Here is an 18,737-nt window from a genome sequence, read left to right as displayed (position 1 = left end):
ATCCGTAGAGCAATCGCTTTTCCTCTCATCCGAGCATCGAACGAAGGAGTTCACATGACTGGACGCATCCGCGCAGCAGCGGCTGTGCTGGTGATCGGCGGCATCGCCGTCGCAGCGGCGGGCTGTTCGCCGCAATCGTCGGAATCGGCCGACGGCAAGACCACCATCGAGGTCGGCGACCGCCCGTCGGCGGACCGCCCCGAGGATCGCAAGTACTTCGACGAACGCGTCTCGGCGTTCGAGGAGGCCAACCCCGACATCGACGTGAAGGCGGTCGAGACCGCTTACGACCCGACGACCTTCCAGGCCCTCGCGGCCGGCGGCAGCCTCCCGGACGTCCTGAGTGTCCCCCTCACCGAACCCCAGGGGCTCATCAAGCGCGGCCAGGCTGCCGACCTCACCGACACCCTGAAGTCCGAGGGCCTGCTCGACTCGCTGAACCCGGCGATCCTGAAACTCGCCTCCGATGCCGACGGCAAGGCCTACGGCGTCCCCACGAACGCCTACTCCTTCGGCCTCGTGTACAACCGCGCCCTGTTCACCGCGGCCGGACTCGACCCCGACGCACCGCCGACCACCTGGGACGAGGTCCGCACGGCCGCGCAGCAGATCACCGCGAAGACCGGCGCCGCCGGCTTCTCGGTCCTCACCACCGCCAACACGGGCGGGTGGCAGTTCACCGGGATGACCTACTCCTTCGGCGGGACCGTCGAGAACGCGGACGGCACGAAGGCCACCTTCGACGACACGCCCTCGGCCGATGCGCTCGCCCTCCTGCAGACCATGCAGTTCGAGGACGGCACCCTGCCCGCGAACACCCTGTACGACGCCGACTCGCAGGGCCAGGACTTCGCCGCGGGCAAGATCGGCATGATGATCGGTGCCAGCGACCGCTACTACGGCGTCGTGCAGAACCTCAAGCTCCCGGCCGAGGACTTCGGCATCGGTGGGATGCCGCAGGACGGCGGGTCGAACGGCACCCTCTCCGGCGGCAGTGTCCAGATCGTCAACCCGAACGCGACCGACGCCGAGCGTACCGCCGCGGTGAAGTGGATCAGCTTCCTCTATCTGCAGCGCTACTTCGACCAGGACACCGCCGTCGCCGACGCCAAAGCCTCGAACGAGGCAGGGTCCGTCACCGGCCTCCCCGGCCTCGCGGTGGTGAACGAGGACGCGTACGACACCTACTTCGACTGGATCGCCGACTACATCAACGTGCCGTCGGCCAACTTCACGCCCTACCTCGACGCCTCGGCGGAGATCCCGGTCGTCGCCGAGCCCGTCAACAACGCGCAAGAGGTCTACGGCGCGCTCGACACCGTCATCCAGACCGTGCTGACGGACCGGAACGCGGACATCGACAGCCTGCTCTCGCAGGCGAGCACCGACGTCCAGGGCCGACTGACGCGCTGACGACCCTCCGGGGCGGGCCACGCGCCCGCCCCGGTCCCAGGAGGACCCCATGTTCCAGACCATCAAGCGACCGCAGCCGGGTCCGTCATCGGCCACGCGCACGCCCGCGGCGACACGACGATGGCGACGCGCCCGTCCAGGTCTCGTCGCCCTCGGCATCGCGCTGCCGGCGATCCTCGTCTACCTGTACTTCTCGTGGGGTCCGATCCTCTCCTCGCTCGTGATGAGCGTCCAGGACATCACGCCCGGGCAGACGTCCACCTGGGTCGGGATGGAGAACTTCAGCTACGTGCTGAGCGATCCGAACCTGCCGCAGGCGACCCTCAACACCCTCCTCTACACCGGTCTCGCGATCCTCTTCGGCTTCCCGGTCCCGCTGGCCCTGGCCGTGTTCATCTCCGAGTTGCGCGGCCACCGTTGGTACTTCAGCGCCCTGGCCTACCTCCCCGTCATGGTGCCGCCGGTCGTCGCCATCCTGCTCTGGAAGTTCTTCTACGAACCGAGCGAGGACGGCGTCTTCAACGCGGTCCTCGGCGTCGTCGGCATCGGGCCGGTACCATGGCTCACCGCTCCGAGCCTCGCGATGCCGTCGATCGTCCTGGAGACCACCTGGGCCGGCGCCGGGACCGCCGTCATCATCTACATCGCCGCCCTCTCGAGCATCCCGGCCGAACTGTACGAGGCGGCCGAACTCGACGGCGCGGGCATCTGGCGTCGCGTCTGGCACGTCGCCCTGCCGCAGATGCGCGGCATCATCGGCACGATGCTGCTCCTCCAGGTGATCGGCACGATGCAGATCTTCACCGAGCCCTTCCTCTTCACCGGCGGCGGACCACTCGGTGCCACCAGGACCCTGCTGATGACCATCTACGACTACGCCTTCGTGCGCGTGGACTACGGCGCAGCGACCGCCCTGAGCGTCCTGCTCGCAGCCGTCCTCGCGGTCTTCGCCCTCGTCTACGCCCGTCTCACCCGCCGTTGGAGTGCCTCATGAGTGCGCCCGCACGAGCCCGCAGCGCCAAGCGCGCCGACCGACCCGAGCGCGACGCCGTCGGACGGTCGAACATCTCCGACACCGACCGCCGTCGACCCGTCGTCCGCGTCTCACTGCTCCTGGGACAGGTCGTCGTCCTCCTCGGCCTCGTCGTCGCTGGACTCGGCCCGCTCGTGTGGCTCGCCCTCGCCGCCGTGTCGCCGACCCAGGACCTCATCCGAGAGCCGTTCGCGTTCTTCAGCAGCGGCGTCGTGCAGTGGGAGAACATCGGCATCGCCTGGGAACGCGGGCGGATCGGCCACTACCTCTGGAACACCGCGGTGCTCGCCCTCGGAGCGACCGTCGCGACCCTCGTGGTCTCCACCAGCGCCGCCTTCGTCATCACGGTACTCCGGCCCCGATGGGGCCGCTTGTTCTCGGCAGCCATCCTCGCCACGCTGTTCGTCCCGGGCATCGTCGCGCTCGTTCCGCTGTACCTCACGGTCCGCGAGCTGCCGGTCGTCGGCATCTCCCTGCTGAACACGCCATGGGCGGTCTGGCTGCCGGCTGCGGCCACGGCGTTCAACGTCCTGATCATCGCCCGCTTCCTCGAATCGATCCCCGCGGACCTCTACGACGCGGCTCGGATCGACGGAGCCGGCGCGCTGCGGATCCTGTGGAGCATCGTGTTGCCGCTGTCGCGTCCGATCCTGGGCGTCGTCGGACTGCTCGCCGTGGTCGCCTCGTGGAAGGACTATCTGTGGCCGCTCCTCGTGCTGCCGGACCCCGACCTGCAACCGGTGTCGGTGGCACTGCCGCGACTCGCGGCCCAGACGGAACTCAGCGTCCAGATGGCGGCACTGTTCCTGTCGCTCATCATCCCGGTGGTGCTGTTCCTGGTCTTCCAGCGGCAGTTCCTCCGCGGTGCGAGCATGGCCGGCGGGGTGAAGGGATGACTCGCGTCCTGGTCACCGGCGCCGACGGCGAGATCGGCCGCGCCGTCAGCCACGCGCTGGTCCGCGCAGGCTACGAGGTCTCCGCGCTGTCGCTCGCCTTCGGCGCGGAACACCCCGCCGACCGGCTGTTCGTCGGCGACACGACCTCGGTGGCCGACGTCGCCGCCGCACTGGACGGCGTCGACGCGGTCGCCCACTTCGCCGCCATCCCGCACCCCTCGCTCGGGACGCCGTACGAGGTGTTCCGGGTGAACACCGACTCCACGTTCAACGTGCTCGACCAGGCCGGTCGACGCGGCGTGCGGCGAGCGGTCATCGCCAGCAGCATCAACGCGCTCGGGTACCCCAACAACCCGCACGGGACGTGGCCGCCGTCCTTCCCGCTGGACGAGCACACCCCCGCGGACATCGCCGACGCGTACTCGCTCTCCAAGTCGGTCGACGAGCAGACCGCCGCCTACGCCCACCGCCGCCACGGCATCGACGTGGTCGCCCTGCGCTTCCCGCTCGTGAAATGGCCGTCCGTCCTGCGCGACGTCGCCGAGGAGGTCGCGCGCGACCCCGCGGCCATGGCGCGCGAGGGCTGGGCCTACCTCACGATGGGTGACGCCACCCGCGCGGTGCTGCGCGGCCTCGAGGTGTCGACCGAGGGCGTGCTCGTCGCCGGCCTGAGCGCCGCGGACACGCTGCTCGGCGGCGAGACGCATCTGCTGGCCGATCGCTACACGCCCGGTGTCCCGATCATCCGGCCGGTGTCCGACACCGCAGCCCTGATCGACACGACGACCGCGGAGCGGGCCCTCGGCTTCCACCCGACCGAATCCCTGCACGACGGGACCGCCGTCGCGCAGCCCGACCCCGAGACCCCGGTGAGGAACCTCCGATGACCGATGCCGCCCCGACCACCTTCGCCCAGCCGTGGATCCCGCGGGACGACGTGCGCATCACCGACGTCCGCGCGGTGGTCACCGCTCCCGAGGGCATCCCGCTCGTCGTGGTGAAGGTGCTCACGAGCGACGACGGGCTGTACGGTCTCGGCTGTGCGACCTTCACCCAGCGTTGGCGTGCCGTCGTCGCCTACCTCGACCACCTCCGGCCGCTCCTCGTCGGGCGGTACCCCGGAGACATCGAGGACCTCGGGCGGTTGATCCGCTTCTCCGCGTACTGGCGCGAAGGGCCCGTCGGCAACAACGCACTCTCGGGGATCGACATGGCCCTGTGGGACATCGCCGGCAAGCGGGCCGGGACGCCCGTGTACGAGCTCCTCGGTGGCAGGGTCCGGGCTGCGGCCGATGTGTACCTGCACGCCGAGGGTGCCGACCCCGAGGCCACGGCGGCCCACGCCGAACAGCTGCGGGACGAGGGCCTCCGGCACATCCGGGTGCAGACGGGCCAGGCCGGGATCGGCCACTACGGAGCACCGCCGGCCGCCGACCCCTACACCTGGGCGAAGCACCCGCAGGGGTGGCGCGTGGAGGAGTACCTCCGGCGGACCCCGCGTCTCTTCCAGCGCATGCGGGAGCTCCTGGGCGACGAGGTCGAACTCCTGCACGACGTGCACTCCCGGCTGACGCCGCGCCAGGCGATCGCCCTCACCCGTGCGCTGGAACCGTACCGCCCGTTCTTCGTGGAGGACGTCCTGGCGCCGGAGCACTGGGACCGACTGCCCGAGGTGGCCGCCGCATCGCCCGTGCCCCTCGCGGTCGGCGAGCTGGCGACGTCGTTCACCGACGCGGCTCGCCTCGTCCGCACCCACTCCGTCGACTTCATCCGCTGTCACCTCTCCGACATCGGCGGCCTCAGCGCCGGTCGGCGACTGGCCACGCTCGCGGACGTCGAGGGCATCCGGACCGCCTGGCACTCCCCCGGTGATGCGTCGCCGTTCGCCGTGGCGGCCGCAGTAGCCCTCGACGTCTCGAGCCCCGCCTTCGGCGTCCAGGAGGGCCACCGGTATTCCGAGGCCTGTCACGAGGTGTTCCCGGGCATGCTCGACATCGTCGACGGCTGGCTCACCCCGAGCGACGCACCTGGCTGGGGCGTGGACCTGGACGAGCGCGAAGCCGCCAGGTATCCCGCGGGCGTCTCCGGCCACGACGCCTGGGCGGCCGGTGTGCGCGCCCCGGACGGCGGGCTCATCGCCCCCTGACCGCCCACGCCCCGTCCTCCTCCGCCTGCCCGTCACCCTCCGAAAGCGCACCCCATGCCCCGTTGGTCCGTCTCCCCCTCCCGGCGCGCCCTGCTGCGCGACGGCCTGCCGTCGTTCCTCCTCGCAGACACCGTCTGGGCCGCGTTCAGCGGTCCGACGGACGAGGAGTGGTCCGACTACCTCGTCCTGCGGCGTCGGCAGGGCTTCACCGCCCTGCTCATCAGCGTGTTGCCGATCGAGCACGACCGGTCCGAGGGTGGCCGTTCGCCCTACGCCGTCGTCGACGGGCGTCTGGACCTGTCCGCGGGCGATCCCGGCTACTGGCCGCGCGCGGTCCGGCTCCTCGAGCAGGCGGCGGAGCACGGCTTCACGCCGATGCTGGTCCTGTTGTGGAACAACTTCGTCCCGGCGACCTGGGGAGCGGGCCTCACGCCCCAGCTGGTGCTCGACGAACAACAGACACTCGACCACGTGCGCGATTCGGTCGATCGGTTCGCACGGTTCGAACCGATCTGGATCGTGTCGGGCGACGACGACCTCGATGCCGATGAGGCCATCGCCCGCTACAGCCTCGCCGCGTCCGAGGTGCGCCGACTGGCACCGGAGGCGCTCGTCACCTGGCACAGCACCCCGACCGCGCGCATGCCGGAAGACCTCGCGAACGGTCCGCTGCTCGACCTGCACGGCCTGCAGTCCGGGCACAACGAGGACTGGGACACGCTGCCGCAGACCCTCACCCGATACGTGGACGGGCTCGCGGTCACGCGGCCGATCATCGATCTGGAACCCTGTTACGAAGGGCTCGGTCGATTCGCCGGCCGCGCGAGGCACTCGCGCGCGGACGTCCGGCGGGCGAGCTGGACGGGCGTCGTGGCAGGTGCTGCGGCCGGACTCGGCTACGGCGCGCACGGGGTGTGGTCATGGCATCGTCGCGGGAGCGCGTTCACGGCCGAGGCGGTCCACGGCGCCCCGTTCCCCGCCGCCGTCGCACTCGGCTTCCCGGGAGCGGACGACGTCGGCTTCCTCCGACGGGTCGTCGAGGCCGAGGGGCTGTCAGAACTCCGCGAGGACCGCGCGCTCCTCGAGTCCGAACCCTCGGGCGCCGTGGCTGGTCGGGTGGACGAGCACCTCGTCGCCGTGTACGCGCCGTCGGCGTTCGCGCTGACGTGTCGACTCGATCCCGCTTCGGTGGCGTCGGTCACCGTCTACGACCTCAACGAGCGCCGGCAGGACGCCGCGGAATGGACCGCGGTCGCTGGCGAGGACGGCACCGGGCGGATCCACCTCGAGCAGCCCGAGTTCCCGGGCGACGCGTTGTTCGTGATCCGCGTCGAGCACGGGACGGCCGCGGCGTGACGTCCCCCACCGAGCCCGCGTCCGTGACGATCCGAGCCCACGGCCTCCGGGTCCGGGTCGTCGCCCTCGGCGCGCGGATCGACTCGATCCTGCTCGAGGAGCCCGGTCTGGAGCTGCTGTACCGGACGCCATGGGCAGACGCCGGAGGATCCGAGTGGGGCATGTCCTCCTCGAGCGCCCTCTGGCACCGTGATTACGCCGGTGGCTGGCACGTGCTGCTGCCGTCGGCGGGCGATCCCGATCCGCGGGCTCCCGTCGAGCAGCCGTTCCACGGTGAGGCCGCCTGGCGGACCTGGTCACTGCGGCAGGACGGTGACACGGTGGTCGCCGAAGTGCTGCTGCGCACCGTGCCCGTCCGGGTCGTCAGGACGGTGTCAGTGACCGAGGGCCGGGTCACGGTCGACACCGTGCTGCGCAACGTCGGGATGGACGCGAGCCGCCTGATGTGGGTCGAACACCCCGCCTTCGCGGGCGAGCTGTTCGACGACGCGGAGCTCCTCGTCGACGGCGGCGCGGTCGGACTCGCGTCGGCACCGAGCTCCGCGTTCGCGGACCTGCCGGTCACGACCGGGACGGTCGAACTCCGGTCACGCTCCAGCGGCGTCGGGCTGCGACTCGGTTTCGACGTCACCGTCCATCCCCGGGTGTTCGTCTGGCAGGAGCGTCGCGGCGAGCGCGGGTTCCCCTGGTGGGGTGCCGGTGACGCCGTCGGTTTGGAGCCGGCATCCGACCCGTACGGCGATCCGGCCGACGGCGTCGGTTCGGTGCGCCTCGCGGTCGGCGAGGAGCGCTCGACCCGGTTCGAGCTCGACGTCGACCGCCTCGGATGAGCCTCGGGATCGCCGCCCGGTACAATCGATCCGCGATGTCTAGAAAAGCGATTTCCCTGCAGGATGTGGCCGCCATCGCCGGGGTCTCCGTCTCGACCGCATCGAAGGTGTTGCGTGGTCAGGGCAAGGCCTCGGACGCCACGCGCGAGCGCATCCTCGAGGCCGCGGCGCGACTGGACTACCAGCCGAACGCCCTCGGCCAGTTCCTCGCGCAGGGACGCAGCGCGACGATCGGTGTGCTGACGCTCAACGCCCCCGGCGCGTTCACGATGCCGGTCCTCACCGCCGCGACGACGACCCTCGGCGCCCGCGACCTCTCGGTCCTCGTGTCCGACTCCCGTCTCGACCGCTCCCTCATGGCCGCGACCGTCCGGAAGCTGCGCGCCCGCAACGTCGACGGCCTCCTCGTCATCGGCGACGGCAGCGGGACCGAGATGCGTTCGGTCACCGACGGGTTCGCGGTGCCCGTCGTCTACGCCTACGGTGCCTCGGACGATCCCGGGGACGCCTCGTTCCTGCACAACGGCCGCCTGGCCGGCGAGCTCGCGGGACGACATCTGCTGGGCCTCGGTCGCCGTCGCATCGCGCACATCGGTGCCTCGCTCGACGACCGCTCCGCCCACGACCGGGCGGAGGGACTGCACCGCGCGCTGGACGAGGCCGGGGTCGAGCTGGTCGGCGGGACGGGGCTCCACGGCGACTGGTCCCGGGCCTGGGGGCGTCAGGCGGCACAGCGACTCATCGAGGCCGGACACGACGTCGACGCGGTGTTCTGCGCGAACGACACCATCGCACTCGCCGCCATCGAGGTCTTCCGGGAGGCCGGTCGCCGGGTGCCCGAGGACATCGCCGTGGTCGGGATGGACAACCTCGCCGGCCTCATGGGTCAACGGGACCGGACCCTCACGACGATCGACCCGCTCCTCCACGACGTCGGCCGTGCTGCGGCCGGCTATCTCGCCGATGCGATCGCCGGTGGCACCTACGTCCCGGGGGTGCACTTCGTGGACGGCGAGCTCATCGAGGGCGAGTCGACCGGGTCCCCGGCCTGAGGTCGGTCCGGGCGGGTCTCGACGACCCGCCCGGCCGCCGTCAGGACAGCTTCTCGAGCTGCTCCTGGTACTCGGCCCGCACCTTGTCGTTCGTCGACTGCTTCCACGAGGCGATCCCCGACTTCACGGCGTCGAAACTCGTGCGGCCCAGGATGTACTCGTTCATCGTCGACGACAGGTTGTTCGTCGCCGATGCGGTCTTGCCGGCGGTCTCCGAGTAGAGGCCGGTGATCGGACTCTTCTGGAGCATGGGAGCGGCTTTCTGCTGCCACTCGTGCGAGCGCCGCAACCGCTCCTCCATCGGCACGGCCGTGGCGAGGATCTGCGGTGCCGCGGCGAGTCGGTTGAGCGAGGTCGGGCCGATCTGCGCCGACCCCGCCTCGGTGAGGACGACGCGACCGTCCGCCTCCCGAGTGTGGTGCTCGCCCTCGACGCCGTACTGCAGGAAGAACCCTTCGGTGCTGCCGTAGGGGGCCGCGAGGTGGTTGAGCAGGGTCAGCAGCTCCTTCACCCGCGCCTCGTCCGCCTGCTTGATCGCCGTGAACGAGAACATCGACGAGCCCTGGTAGACGATGCCGTCGCCGCCGTCCGCCGCGAACGGCAGGATCGCGTCGTAGACCACGCCCTCCGGCGCACCGGGGTCGATGATGGCCGAGATGCCGTCCTGGTGCATGAGGACGGTGCCGTTGGCCATGTAGGTCTTCGCCTGCGAGCCGGAGATGCTCGGGGTGTCCGGGTGGTAGTACCCGGCGTCCTTCAGCTCCTTGATGTAGGAGAGCGTCTCGAGCCACCGGTCCGACTCCCACTTGTGGACGAGCTTCGACCCCTTCAGCTCCCACCCGTTCGGGACCCCGAACATCGCACCGATGAAGTCGTACCCCCAGTCGACGCTGTCGCCGTTGCTCTGCCCGCTGATCGCGTAGCGGTTGCGCTTGGCGTCGGTGACCGCCTTGCACAGCTCGGTGAAGTCGTCCTTGGTCTTGGGGGCGGGCTCCGCCCCGGTGAGGTCCTTGATGACGTCCGGACGCGAGATGAGCATGTTGCCGAAGGGTGGCCGGTTCACCGGGACACCGTAGATCCGGCCGTTGATCCGGCACCCTTCCCACGACGGCGTGGGCAGGTTCGCGAGGTTCGGGTACGTCTTCACGTTGTCGCCCGAGAGGTGGTCGGAGAGGTCGGCGAACTGCGCTTTGAGCAGCTGTGGGTAGGACGGTGGCAGCTGGAACGCGAGGAATTCGACGAGGTCCGGCACGCTTCCGCCGGCCATGACCGTGGCGAATTTGGGTGCGAAGGAGTCGGCGGGGACCACCTGGAGGTCGAGTTTGCACCCGAGTTGCTTCTCGGCCGCCTGGAGGTAGCTGTTCGAGGCCGGCGCCGGCGGGCTGTACGAGATGACGAAGCCCGACACCGTGCCGCTGATCGCCGTCTTCCCCGACACCGAGGTGAACAGCTCCGACTCCTTCGGCGCGGAGTAGTACACCGGCTGGACCGTCGCCGAGCCGGCGAGATCGGGGGTCGGTCCCTTCGTGATCGGCACGTAGGTGGGCAGCGGGACGAGGGCTCCGGATCCGGCGGCTCCCGAGGTCGCACCACCGGGGGTGCAGCCGGTGAGCGCGGACCCGAGGCCGAGGACCGCGAGGCCGACGCCGGCCGCGGTGAGGAAGGTGCGGCGGGACAGGCCTGGGGTGGTGTCGTTCATCGTGGTCTCCTTCGAGGTGAGGCGAGCGCCTGGGGCGCGGGTCGGGTCCCGGCGACGATGCCGGGTCGGTGGGTGCGGATCGGTCAGCCCTTGACGGCGCCGGTCAGCACGCCCTTCGTGAGGTGGCGTTGCACGAGCGGGTAGGCGATCAGGATCGGGACGATGGCGATGAGCACCACGGCCATCTGCAGGGACTCGGCGGGCGGCAGCACGGAGGCGTCCGAGGCGCCGCCGACGAGCGAGGAGCCCTGCAGCACGTATGTCCGGAGGACGAGCTGCAGCGTCCACTTCGAGGTGTCGTTGATGTAGAGGAGGGCGTTGAAGAACGCGTTCCAGTACCCGACCGCGTAGAAGAGGGCGACGACGGCGATCACCGCGCGGGACAGCGGGAGGACGATCGTGCCGAGGATGCGGAACTCTCCCGCACCGTCGATCTTCGCGCTGTCGATGAGCTCCTGCGGGATGCCCATCATGAAGCCGCGGACGACCACCATGTTGAAGACGCTGAACGCCCCGGGGAGGATGAGCGCCCAGACGTTGTCGAGCAGTCCGAGCTGCTTGACCATCAGGTACAGCGGGATGAGGCCCGGCGTGAAGAGGAAGGTGGCGAGCACGATCATGAGCACCGGGCGCTGGAAGAACGACCGTCGGCTGAGGGCCCACGCCGCCGAGACCGTGCAGACCAGGCTGATGAGCGTGCCGACGACGGTGACGAACAGCGTCACCAGGATCGCCCTGGTCACCACCCCGCCGGCGAGGATCTGCTGGTAGGCGTCGAGCGTGAACGACTTGGGCCACACGACGTAGCCGCCGGCGGCCGTGACGTCCTCGGCGGTCGAGACGCTCGTGGAGACCACGATGAGGAACGGGAAGAGGATGACGGCGAGGATCACGACGATCGCGAGTGCCTTGAGCGCGAGGACGACGGGCTTCGGTTTCCCCGCCCAGACCGGTCGGACGATGGTGCTCATGATTTGGAATACACTCCCTGCTCGCCGAGCATGTGTGCCGCTTTGTTGGCGACGAGGATGAGGATGAGACCGACGAGGCCCTTGATGAGCCCGGCGGCGATGCCGGTGCTCCAGTTCCCGTCGATGACGCCGTGGTAGTAGACGTAGGTGTCGAGCACTTCGGCGGCCCCCGGCCCGACGGCGTTCCGTTGCAGGATGATCTGCTCGAAGCCGACGGACAGCGCCTCGCCCAGTCGCAGGATGAGCAGGAGCACGATGATGGGTCGGATGCCGGGCAACGTGATGTGCCAGAACCGGCTCCAGGCGCCCGCGCCGTCGATGGCGGCGGCCTCGTAGAGGGAGTCGTCGATCGCCGCGAGTGCCGCGAGGAAGATGATCGTGCCCCAGCCCGCGTCCTTCCAGATCACCTGTGAGGAGAGCAGCAGCTTGAACGTCGCCGGATCCGACATCACCGAGACGGTGCCGAGGTCCAGCTGCCGCAGCCAGGTGTTGAGGACACCACCGGAGCCGAGGCTCTGCTGGAAGAAGCCGACGACGATGACCCAGGACAGGAAGTGCGGCAGGTACAGCACCGACTGCACGATGGAGCGCAGCCACGGCCAGGTCAGCGAGTGGATGAAGATGGCCAGCGCGATCGGTACGGGGAAGAACAGCACCAGTTGGATGAAGGTGATCTGGAGGGTGTTGGAGACCGCGTTCCAGAACGCCTGGTCGGTGAACAGCGCCGTGAAGTTGGCGAAGCCCACCCACGGGCTGTCCGGGATCGGGATGTAGGGCTGGTAGTCCATGAACGCGATGACGTTCCCCAGCAGCGGGATGTACACGAACAGCAACAGCAGCACGACCGCCGGGGTCACCATGACGAGCAACGGTGCGTCGCGACGGAACTGCATCCGGAACGGCACGCGGCGTCTCCTCGGCCGATCACCGGACCCGGCGGGGGCGATCGGTGGTCGGATGGTCTCCGGCCGATCGGTCGTCGTCGCGCTCACAGCAGCTCCCTTGCTCACGGCGGATGCCAGGTTTCGGGCCTCCGCGCCGTTCTCTCGAACGTTGGACATCATTCGCGGGGCCGCTGTGTAAAGTCAACATCATTCAATCATCCGAACAGGAATCGAACATCGGAGTTCATCATGGAGCTGTCGCAACGACACGAGCGCATCCTCGCCGAGCTGCGCATCCACGGCAGTCTCTCGGCAGCGGACTTCGCCGAACGGATGGGCATCTCGACGATGACCGTCCGGCGCGACCTCCGCGAGCTCGGTGAACAGGGTCGGCTCCGCCGCGTGCACGGTGGCGCGGTGTCCGTCGACACGCAGCCGACGACCGGGATGCCTCACCGGCCCGGTGCTCGGCCGACCCCGGCTCCGGGGGCGGCCGACACCCTGTTCACCTTCGGGTTCGTCGTCCCAGACCCGAGCTACTACTTCCCGACGATCGTCGCCGGTGCGGTCGAGCGCGCCCAGTCGCTCGGTGGACGGATCGTCCTCGGCGTCTCCCGCTACGACCCCGACCGCGAGCGTGATCAGATCGAGCGCCTCCTCGTCGGCGGGGTGGACGGCCTGCTCGTGACGACGTCGATCCTCGACGCCCACCCGACGCTCGAGCTGCTGGAGCGGTCGCCGGTGCCGGTCGTCCTCGTCGAGCGCTCCGTCGCCGAGTCCGCGATCGGCGACGGCCTGGAGTTCGTGCGCACCGACCACGCCGCCGGGGCGGTCATGGCCCTGCGTCACCTGGCCGGACTCGGCCACGAACGCATCGGGATGGCCGCCTTCGACACCCCCACGACGCCCTCGCTGCGTCTCGGCTTCGAGCGGGCCGTGCGCCAGCTCGGACTGCGCGAGGACGCCAGCACGGCCATCATCGACGACCAGCAGGGCGTCGGCGAGCAGACGCGGCGATACCTGGAGGCGTGCGTGGCGTCCGGGACGACGGCGGTGTTCCTGCACTCGGACCACTACGCCGTCGAGTTCGCGGATGCCGCGCTCGACCTCGGCCTGTCCATCCCCGGGGACCTGTCGATCGTGGCCTACGACGACGAGGTCGCCGGCCTGGCCAGGGTGCCGCTCACGGCCGTCGCACCGCCCAAACGCGACATCGGCAGGTTCGCGGCCACGATGTGCTTCGAACGCATCTCGGCCGCAGCCCAGACGGGGTTCGCCGCGCGCCACACGAGCCTGCGGCCGAGCCTCAGCCTCCGCGAGTCGACGGCACCGCCTCGGTGAGGAGTGGACTGTTCGTTTGCTGTTCGTTTGAACGCGAGTGCTTGACAGGCTCAGGCGTCTCGCACTGGGATTGAGCCTGCTGTCGAGACGACCAGGAGGCGACGATGCTGCAGAGCGAGAGCGCCCTCCGAGGCACGGTCGGCTTCCTCATGCCGGAGGGCACCTTCGAGCGGGTGTTCTCCGAGCTCGACCTCGCTCGCCTGCGGTCCGAGTCGCGCCTCCATCTCCTGTCCGACCGCCCGCTCCGTCCGGAGCGCGTCGACGACCGCGCGCTGTTGGCCGAGGCCGAGGTGCTCGTGACCGGCTGGGGGTCCCCGGCGCTGGACGAGCCGCTCCTGCGGATGCTCCCGTCCCTGCGCGCGGTGGCCCACTCGGCCGGCAGCGTCCGCGGCATCGTCACGGACGCCCTGCTCGACCGTCACGTGTCGCTGACGTCGAGCGCCGCGGCCAACGCGGTACCAGTGGCCGAGTTCACGGTGGCGATGATCGTGCTCGCCGCCAAGCGGACGTTCTGGGCGGCGGAGACGCTGCGGTCCTCGAACGCCCCCGTCGACGCCGAGCGGGCCTGGCCGACCGTCGGCAGCCACGGCATCACCGTGGGGGTCGTGGGGGCCTCGCGCATCGGTCGGCTCGTCATCGAACGGCTCGCCTCCCTCGACGTACGGGTGCTCGTCGCCGACCCGACGCTCGACCACGAGCAGCAGCTCGCCATCGGCGTACCCTGCGTGACCCTCGAGGAGCTGGCCGCACGCAGCGACATCGTCACCCTCCACGCGCCGGCGCTGCCCTCGACTCGGCACCTCGTCGACCGCGGACTCCTCCGGCTGATGCGTCCCGGCACCACCGTCATCAACACCGCCCGTGGCGACCTCGTCGACCACGAGGCCCTCGCCGATCGTCTCGAACGCGGCGACCTCGTCGCGATCCTCGACGTGACCTCCCCCGAGATCCTGCCGTCGACCTCACGGCTGTGGTCGACGCCGAACACGGTCATCACACCCCACATCGCCGGCTCGGCCGGGAACGAACTCGGCCGGCTCGCCACCAACACCGTGGACGAGGTCCTGCACCTCGTCAGGACCGGTGCCTTCCGACGACCGATCACCATCGCCGCGCTCGCGCTCCAGGCGTGAGCGGGCCACCGAACCGCACACCACTGAACCGCAGACCACCGAACCGCACCAGAGGCCAGACCATGCCCCTCCCAGCAGCCACCAGCGCGCCGACCACCACGAGCTTCGCCGAGCAGTTCACGCCGCGGGCGCGCCGAGCCCTGCGCGTCGGGAGCTGGCGCGCAGGGCCGCCGGTCGGAGACCGCACCGCCTGGGACCGGGTCTCGGAGCGGGACCGGACGGCGTTGCTCGCCGCCGCGCGGCACTGGTGCGTCGAGGCCGACCGCAACCCGCCCACGCTGTCCCTCTGGGCGCGGTACAGCTCCGACGGCGACCGGACCCCCTACGAGACGGCGCAGCAGGCGCTCCTCGGTGCGGTCGCCTCGTCCGCGCTCGCCCTCGGTTCGACCGACGACGAGGCCTGGGTCCTCGAGCTCGGCGACCGCATCTGGCGGCTCTGCGAGCTGACCGCGTGGTGTCTGCCCTCCCACTACGCCCTGCCGGAGTCCGGCGAGCGCCCGTTCCTCCCGATCCCTGGCCGCGACATCCTCGACCTGTCCGACGCCTACGTAGGCGGCATGCTCGCCGCGGTGGACACGATCGCCGGTGACCGCCTGGAGGTGGCCTTCCCCGGGCTGCGCTCGCGGGTGCACGCGGAGATCCGGCGTCGCGTGCTGGACCCGTGGCGGAACGAGGTGGACTTCTGGCACGGGCTCGACGGCCCGCCGAACAACTGGGCGCCGTGGATCGTCTCGAACGTCCTCGTGTGCTCGGCGGTGGTCGAGACGGACCCGGACGAGCTGGCGTCGTCGATCGACCGCGCACTCGTCATCCTGGACCGGTTCCGAGCGGGCTACGCCGACGACGGCAGCTGCGACGAGGGGGCGACCTACTGGTGGTGGGCGGGGGCGACGCTGTTCGAGGCGCTCGACCTCCTCGGCGAGGTCACCGAGGGCGCGTTCGACGGGTTCGCGGTCGCGCCGGTGGCCGCGATGGCCCGCTTCCCGATGGTGATGCAGCTCTCCGGCGAGTCACAGGTCAACTTCTCGGACGGGTCCGCGAGCCTGCCGACGAACGCGACCTGGAACCTGCTCGCCCGCTTCGGCGAGCGCGTGGGCGACGACGAGGTGGCGGCCCACGCCCGCTGGATGGGGCGCTCGCATCCGCTCGGCTTCTCGGGGCAGTTGGCTCCGTTGTTCCGCCGCACACTCGCGGAGCTGCTCGACCCGGCGTGGACCACGGCCGGCGACGCCACGCCGGGAATGCCCTCCTCCTGGTACGCACCGGGAACGGAGGTGGCGGTGTTCCGCGAGCACGCCGGTCGCGTGGACGGCTGGGCGGTCGCCGCGAAGGGCGGTCACAACGACGTCAGTCACAACCACAACGACGCCGGCGGCGTGATCGTCTCGTTGGACGGCGCTCCCGTCCTCATCGACGTCGGCGTGGGCGTGTACCACCGCGACACCTTCATGCCCGACACCCGCTACGGCATCTGGACCATGCGGAGTGCGTTCCACAACGTGCCGCTCCCCGCAGGTGTCGAACAGCCGTATGGCCGGGGGTTCGCGGCGAGTGGGACGCGGTTCTCCGACGGTGACGGACGCGCGGTCCTCGCCATGTCGCTCCTGGGCGCCTATCCGGCCGAGGCTCGGCTGACGGCGCTCGACCGCACGGTGTCGCTCGACCGCTCGGCCGGCACCGTCCTGATCGAGGACGACTGGGCGTTCTCGGAACCGATGCGGATGACGCTCACCTTCCTCACCGCCGTCGAGCCGATCGTCACGGGCACCGGGATCCAGGTCGGCGATGCGCGCCTGGAGACCGACCCCGCGTTCGAGACTGCGGTGGACCGGATCGACATCGACGACCCGAAGCTCCACGAGGTGTGGGGGCCGGACGTCTTCCGCATCCGGCTCCTGCAGCGCGCCGCCGCGACGAGCGGATCACACGCGCTGCGGGTGCGCCGCGCGGAACAGTACCCGGAACCGGGAGCACCGATGGAGGCCCCACGATGACGCCCGACCCGCTCCCGCCGTTCCGTTTACCGGCCGCGGACCCCGTCGCCGCACCCTTCACCGGGTGGACGCGGGCGCACTGGGAGGCCACGGCCGACCGGTGGCTGGCGGAGGTCCGCCGGTTCGAGAGCCCGCTCGGCGGCATCCCTCGGCTGCCCGGTCGGGTCACCCGCGACGGCGTCGCCCGTGAGGGCATGGAGGCGGTCGGTCGCTCCTTCCTCCTCGCCGCACCGCGGATGGCCGGCGGTGGAGACGGCGATGGTGACGGGGTCGAGGACCTCGTCGCCTGGTACAGCCGGGCGCTCCTCGCCGGTACGGCCCCGGACGGTCCGGAGTCCTGGCCGCTGGGCGTGACGTGTCGGGCCCCTGGCACGGGCGTCACCAACTCGATCGTCGAGGCGGCGAACATCGCGTTCGGCCTGTACGTCAGTCGCGACCGGCTGTGGGCGGGGCTCACTCGGAAGGAGCAGGTGCAGATCGCCGACTGGCTGCGCCACCATGCGCGCCTCGAGGTCTGGCACAACAACTGGCAGCTCTTCCCGGCGATGGCGGAGGCGTTCCTCCGCTCCGTCGACGAGGACGTCACCGGGCTGAACGGCACGCGGAACGTCGCCCGGGTCGAGTCGTGGCACCTGGAGCAGGGCTGGTACACCGACGGTCCGGAACACGCGATCGACTACTACAACGCGTGGGCGATCCATCCCTACCTCTGGGCCTGGTACCGCATGACCGACCGCACGGGCACGGCCGACGGCTCGCGGCATCTGGAACGGCTGCACGACTTCACCGGATCCTTCGCGCGCATGGTCGCGCCGGACGGGTCGATGGTGCACATCGGTCGCTCGCTGAGCTATCGGACGGCCGCCCTCGCCGCGCTCTGGTGCGCCGAGCTCTCGGGGGTGAACCCGTTGAGTCCCGGCGCGACGCGACGCCTGGCCTCCGGGGTGGTCTCGGGGTTCGTCCGGCACGGCGTCGGCGTCGACGGCCCGCTGAGTCTCGGTTGGTACGGACCGTGGGAGCCCACCGCGCAGAGCTACAGTGGCTTCGGTTCGCCCTACCTCGCGGGCATCGGGTTCCTCGGGCTCGCCATCGACCGCGACGACCCGGTGTGGACGACTCCGGAACGCTCGCAGCCGACCGACGGGCCGCCGGAGACCACCGTGCTGCCGGCGGTCGGATGGATCCTGCGCTCCCAGCGGGACGGTGTCGTAACGCTCGCCAACCATGGCAGCGACCACTGCGAGATCCCCGTGGAGCCCTCTCGCGCCGACGCGGACGATCCGCACTACGCCAAGTTCGGGTACTCCTCGCACACGGCTCCGGGGACGAGCGCGGCGTGGGAGGAAAACGTCGACGGCCATCTCGCGTTGCTCGACGAGGACGGGCGGGCGAGTCGTCGCGCCGCGATCCGCGGGATGCGGACCGTCGGCGAGATCTCCGGCTCGGTGCACCTCCCACAGCTCGACGGCCGGGTGTGGCCGGGCTGCGCCGTCACCACGGTCAGCATCGTCCGCGGCGATCAGGAGCTCCGCGCGCACCTGGTCGAATCGACGCGCGCCTGGACCGTCCGCGAGGGCGGTGCGGCCGTCGCCGACGACGCCATCCTGCGCACCGAGGTCGATCCCGCTGTGGCCGCGCCTCGGGCCACGGTGGTCGGTCGCGACGGGCTCGCAGCGACCATCGTCGGGCTGCACGGTTGGGACCGCGCGGAGGCCGTCGCCTACCGTGACGCGAACGCGTTCGGTCCCCACTCAGCGGTCCCGGCGCTGTACGCCGCCAGCACTCCGGGGCACACCGTCCTGGCCGCACTCCACACCCTCCGCTTCGACGACGGCGAGACACCCGACCTCCCGGTCGCGGTGGACGTGACCGGGACCCGACTGGTCACACGGTGGACCGACGGAGCCGTGCACGACGTCGACCTCGCCACCTTCGTCCCCTGGGACGGCCAGCTCGCACGCCCGTCCGTGGACTGACCACGCACCCATC

General features: G+C 70.5%; 15 protein-coding genes. 12 read left to right on the top strand and 3 right to left on the bottom strand.

Annotation, left to right across the window (positions count from 1 at the left end; translation table 11 throughout):
- Positions 1-54 precede the first annotated feature (54 nt).
- The 8 genes from HOW07_RS10115 to HOW07_RS10080 are packed head-to-tail and all read left to right on the top strand — an operon-like array spanning position 55 to position 8,726.
- Positions 55-1,413, top strand: a complete 1,359-nt coding sequence (locus tag HOW07_RS10115) for an extracellular solute-binding protein (RefSeq protein ID WP_079000932.1) — start codon at positions 55-57, stop codon at positions 1,411-1,413.
- Positions 1,414-1,462: 49 nt separating this feature from the next.
- Entirely contained in the window at positions 1,463-2,407 is a 945-nt protein-coding gene (locus HOW07_RS10110) for a carbohydrate ABC transporter permease (protein WP_175116839.1), read from the top strand.
- On the top strand, positions 2,404-3,342 hold the full coding sequence (locus HOW07_RS10105; protein WP_121289249.1) for a carbohydrate ABC transporter permease: 939 nt from the start codon (positions 2,404-2,406) through the stop codon (positions 3,340-3,342). Before HOW07_RS10110 ends, HOW07_RS10105 begins: the two co-directional genes overlap by 4 nt.
- Entirely contained in the window at positions 3,339-4,229 is an 891-nt protein-coding gene (locus HOW07_RS10100) for an NAD(P)-dependent oxidoreductase (RefSeq protein ID WP_121289246.1), read from the top strand. Before HOW07_RS10105 ends, HOW07_RS10100 begins: the two co-directional genes overlap by 4 nt.
- On the top strand, positions 4,226-5,488 hold the full coding sequence (locus HOW07_RS10095) for an enolase C-terminal domain-like protein (protein ID WP_079000927.1): 1,263 nt from the start codon (positions 4,226-4,228) through the stop codon (positions 5,486-5,488). Before HOW07_RS10100 ends, HOW07_RS10095 begins: the two co-directional genes overlap by 4 nt.
- A gap of 54 nt (positions 5,489-5,542) precedes the next feature.
- Positions 5,543-6,844, top strand: a complete 1,302-nt coding sequence (locus HOW07_RS10090) for a DUF4038 domain-containing protein (protein WP_175116838.1) — start codon at positions 5,543-5,545, stop codon at positions 6,842-6,844.
- Complete coding sequence (locus HOW07_RS10085; protein WP_175116837.1) at positions 6,841-7,674, top strand: hypothetical protein; 834 nt, start codon at positions 6,841-6,843, stop codon at positions 7,672-7,674. The genes HOW07_RS10090 and HOW07_RS10085 overlap by 4 nt, the downstream gene beginning before the upstream one ends.
- A gap of 35 nt (positions 7,675-7,709) precedes the next feature.
- Complete coding sequence (locus HOW07_RS10080; RefSeq protein WP_064295998.1) at positions 7,710-8,726, top strand: LacI family DNA-binding transcriptional regulator; 1,017 nt, start codon at positions 7,710-7,712, stop codon at positions 8,724-8,726.
- A gap of 40 nt (positions 8,727-8,766) precedes the next feature.
- On the opposite strand, the gene HOW07_RS10075 is transcribed toward HOW07_RS10080, so the two are convergent.
- The 3 genes from HOW07_RS10075 to HOW07_RS10065 all read right to left on the bottom strand — a co-directional run bounded on the left by HOW07_RS10075 (position 8,767) and on the right by HOW07_RS10065 (position 12,388).
- On the bottom strand, positions 8,767-10,425 hold the full coding sequence (locus HOW07_RS10075; protein ID WP_079000920.1) for an extracellular solute-binding protein: 1,659 nt from the start codon (positions 10,423-10,425) through the stop codon (positions 8,767-8,769).
- A gap of 83 nt (positions 10,426-10,508) precedes the next feature.
- Positions 10,509-11,396: a carbohydrate ABC transporter permease gene (locus tag HOW07_RS10070; RefSeq protein WP_079000918.1), complete on the bottom strand. Its 888-nt coding sequence runs from the start codon at positions 11,394-11,396 to the stop codon at positions 10,509-10,511.
- Positions 11,393-12,388, bottom strand: a complete 996-nt coding sequence (locus HOW07_RS10065; protein ID WP_285038630.1) for a sugar ABC transporter permease — start codon at positions 12,386-12,388, stop codon at positions 11,393-11,395. The genes HOW07_RS10070 and HOW07_RS10065 overlap by 4 nt, the downstream gene beginning before the upstream one ends.
- A gap of 141 nt (positions 12,389-12,529) precedes the next feature.
- Between HOW07_RS10065 and HOW07_RS10060 the strand changes: the two genes are divergently transcribed.
- From HOW07_RS10060 to HOW07_RS10045, 4 genes are all read left to right on the top strand, one after another.
- Complete coding sequence (locus HOW07_RS10060) at positions 12,530-13,621, top strand: substrate-binding domain-containing protein (RefSeq protein ID WP_071261284.1); 1,092 nt, start codon at positions 12,530-12,532, stop codon at positions 13,619-13,621.
- A 104-nt stretch (positions 13,622-13,725) separates the two neighbouring features.
- Positions 13,726-14,754: a hydroxyacid dehydrogenase gene (locus HOW07_RS10055; protein ID WP_175116836.1), complete on the top strand. Its 1,029-nt coding sequence runs from the start codon at positions 13,726-13,728 to the stop codon at positions 14,752-14,754.
- Between the two features lie 62 nt (positions 14,755-14,816).
- Complete coding sequence (locus HOW07_RS10050; protein ID WP_175116835.1) at positions 14,817-16,748, top strand: heparinase II/III family protein; 1,932 nt, start codon at positions 14,817-14,819, stop codon at positions 16,746-16,748.
- Positions 16,745-18,724, top strand: coding sequence for a DUF2264 domain-containing protein (locus tag HOW07_RS10045; RefSeq protein WP_121289223.1), 1,980 nt, complete (start codon positions 16,745-16,747; stop codon positions 18,722-18,724). Before HOW07_RS10050 ends, HOW07_RS10045 begins: the two co-directional genes overlap by 4 nt.
- The last annotated feature ends 13 nt before the right edge of the window (positions 18,725-18,737 follow it).

Origin of the sequence: Plantibacter sp. MCCC 1A11337 (genome assembly GCF_013349365.1) — a bacterium.
GTDB classification, from domain to species: Bacteria; Actinomycetota; Actinomycetes; order Actinomycetales; family Microbacteriaceae; genus Plantibacter; species Plantibacter flavus_A.
The sequence above is the reverse complement of the archived record's forward strand: the minus strand, read 5'-3'. Positions and strand labels throughout refer to the sequence as shown.

Excerpts from the sequence above, each read along its gene's own strand:
- HOW07_RS10115 (WP_079000932.1), top strand. The coding sequence starts at position 55 with ATGACTGGACGCATCCGCGCAGCAGCGGCTGTGCTGGTGATCGGCGGC.
- HOW07_RS10110 (WP_175116839.1), top strand. The coding sequence starts at position 1,463 with ATGTTCCAGACCATCAAGCGACCGCAGCCGGGTCCGTCATCGGCCACG.
- HOW07_RS10105 (WP_121289249.1), top strand. The coding sequence starts at position 2,404 with ATGAGTGCGCCCGCACGAGCCCGCAGCGCCAAGCGCGCCGACCGACCC.
- HOW07_RS10100 (WP_121289246.1), top strand. The coding sequence starts at position 3,339 with ATGACTCGCGTCCTGGTCACCGGCGCCGACGGCGAGATCGGCCGCGCC.
- HOW07_RS10095 (WP_079000927.1), top strand. The coding sequence starts at position 4,226 with ATGACCGATGCCGCCCCGACCACCTTCGCCCAGCCGTGGATCCCGCGG.
- HOW07_RS10090 (WP_175116838.1), top strand. The coding sequence starts at position 5,543 with ATGCCCCGTTGGTCCGTCTCCCCCTCCCGGCGCGCCCTGCTGCGCGAC.
- HOW07_RS10080 (WP_064295998.1), top strand. The coding sequence starts at position 7,710 with ATGTCTAGAAAAGCGATTTCCCTGCAGGATGTGGCCGCCATCGCCGGG.
- HOW07_RS10075 (WP_079000920.1), bottom strand. The coding sequence starts at position 10,425 with ATGAACGACACCACCCCAGGCCTGTCCCGCCGCACCTTCCTCACCGCG.
- HOW07_RS10070 (WP_079000918.1), bottom strand. The coding sequence starts at position 11,396 with ATGAGCACCATCGTCCGACCGGTCTGGGCGGGGAAACCGAAGCCCGTC.
- HOW07_RS10060 (WP_071261284.1), top strand. The coding sequence starts at position 12,530 with ATGGAGCTGTCGCAACGACACGAGCGCATCCTCGCCGAGCTGCGCATC.
- HOW07_RS10055 (WP_175116836.1), top strand. The coding sequence starts at position 13,726 with ATGCTGCAGAGCGAGAGCGCCCTCCGAGGCACGGTCGGCTTCCTCATG.
- HOW07_RS10050 (WP_175116835.1), top strand. The coding sequence starts at position 14,817 with ATGCCCCTCCCAGCAGCCACCAGCGCGCCGACCACCACGAGCTTCGCC.
- HOW07_RS10045 (WP_121289223.1), top strand. The coding sequence starts at position 16,745 with ATGACGCCCGACCCGCTCCCGCCGTTCCGTTTACCGGCCGCGGACCCC.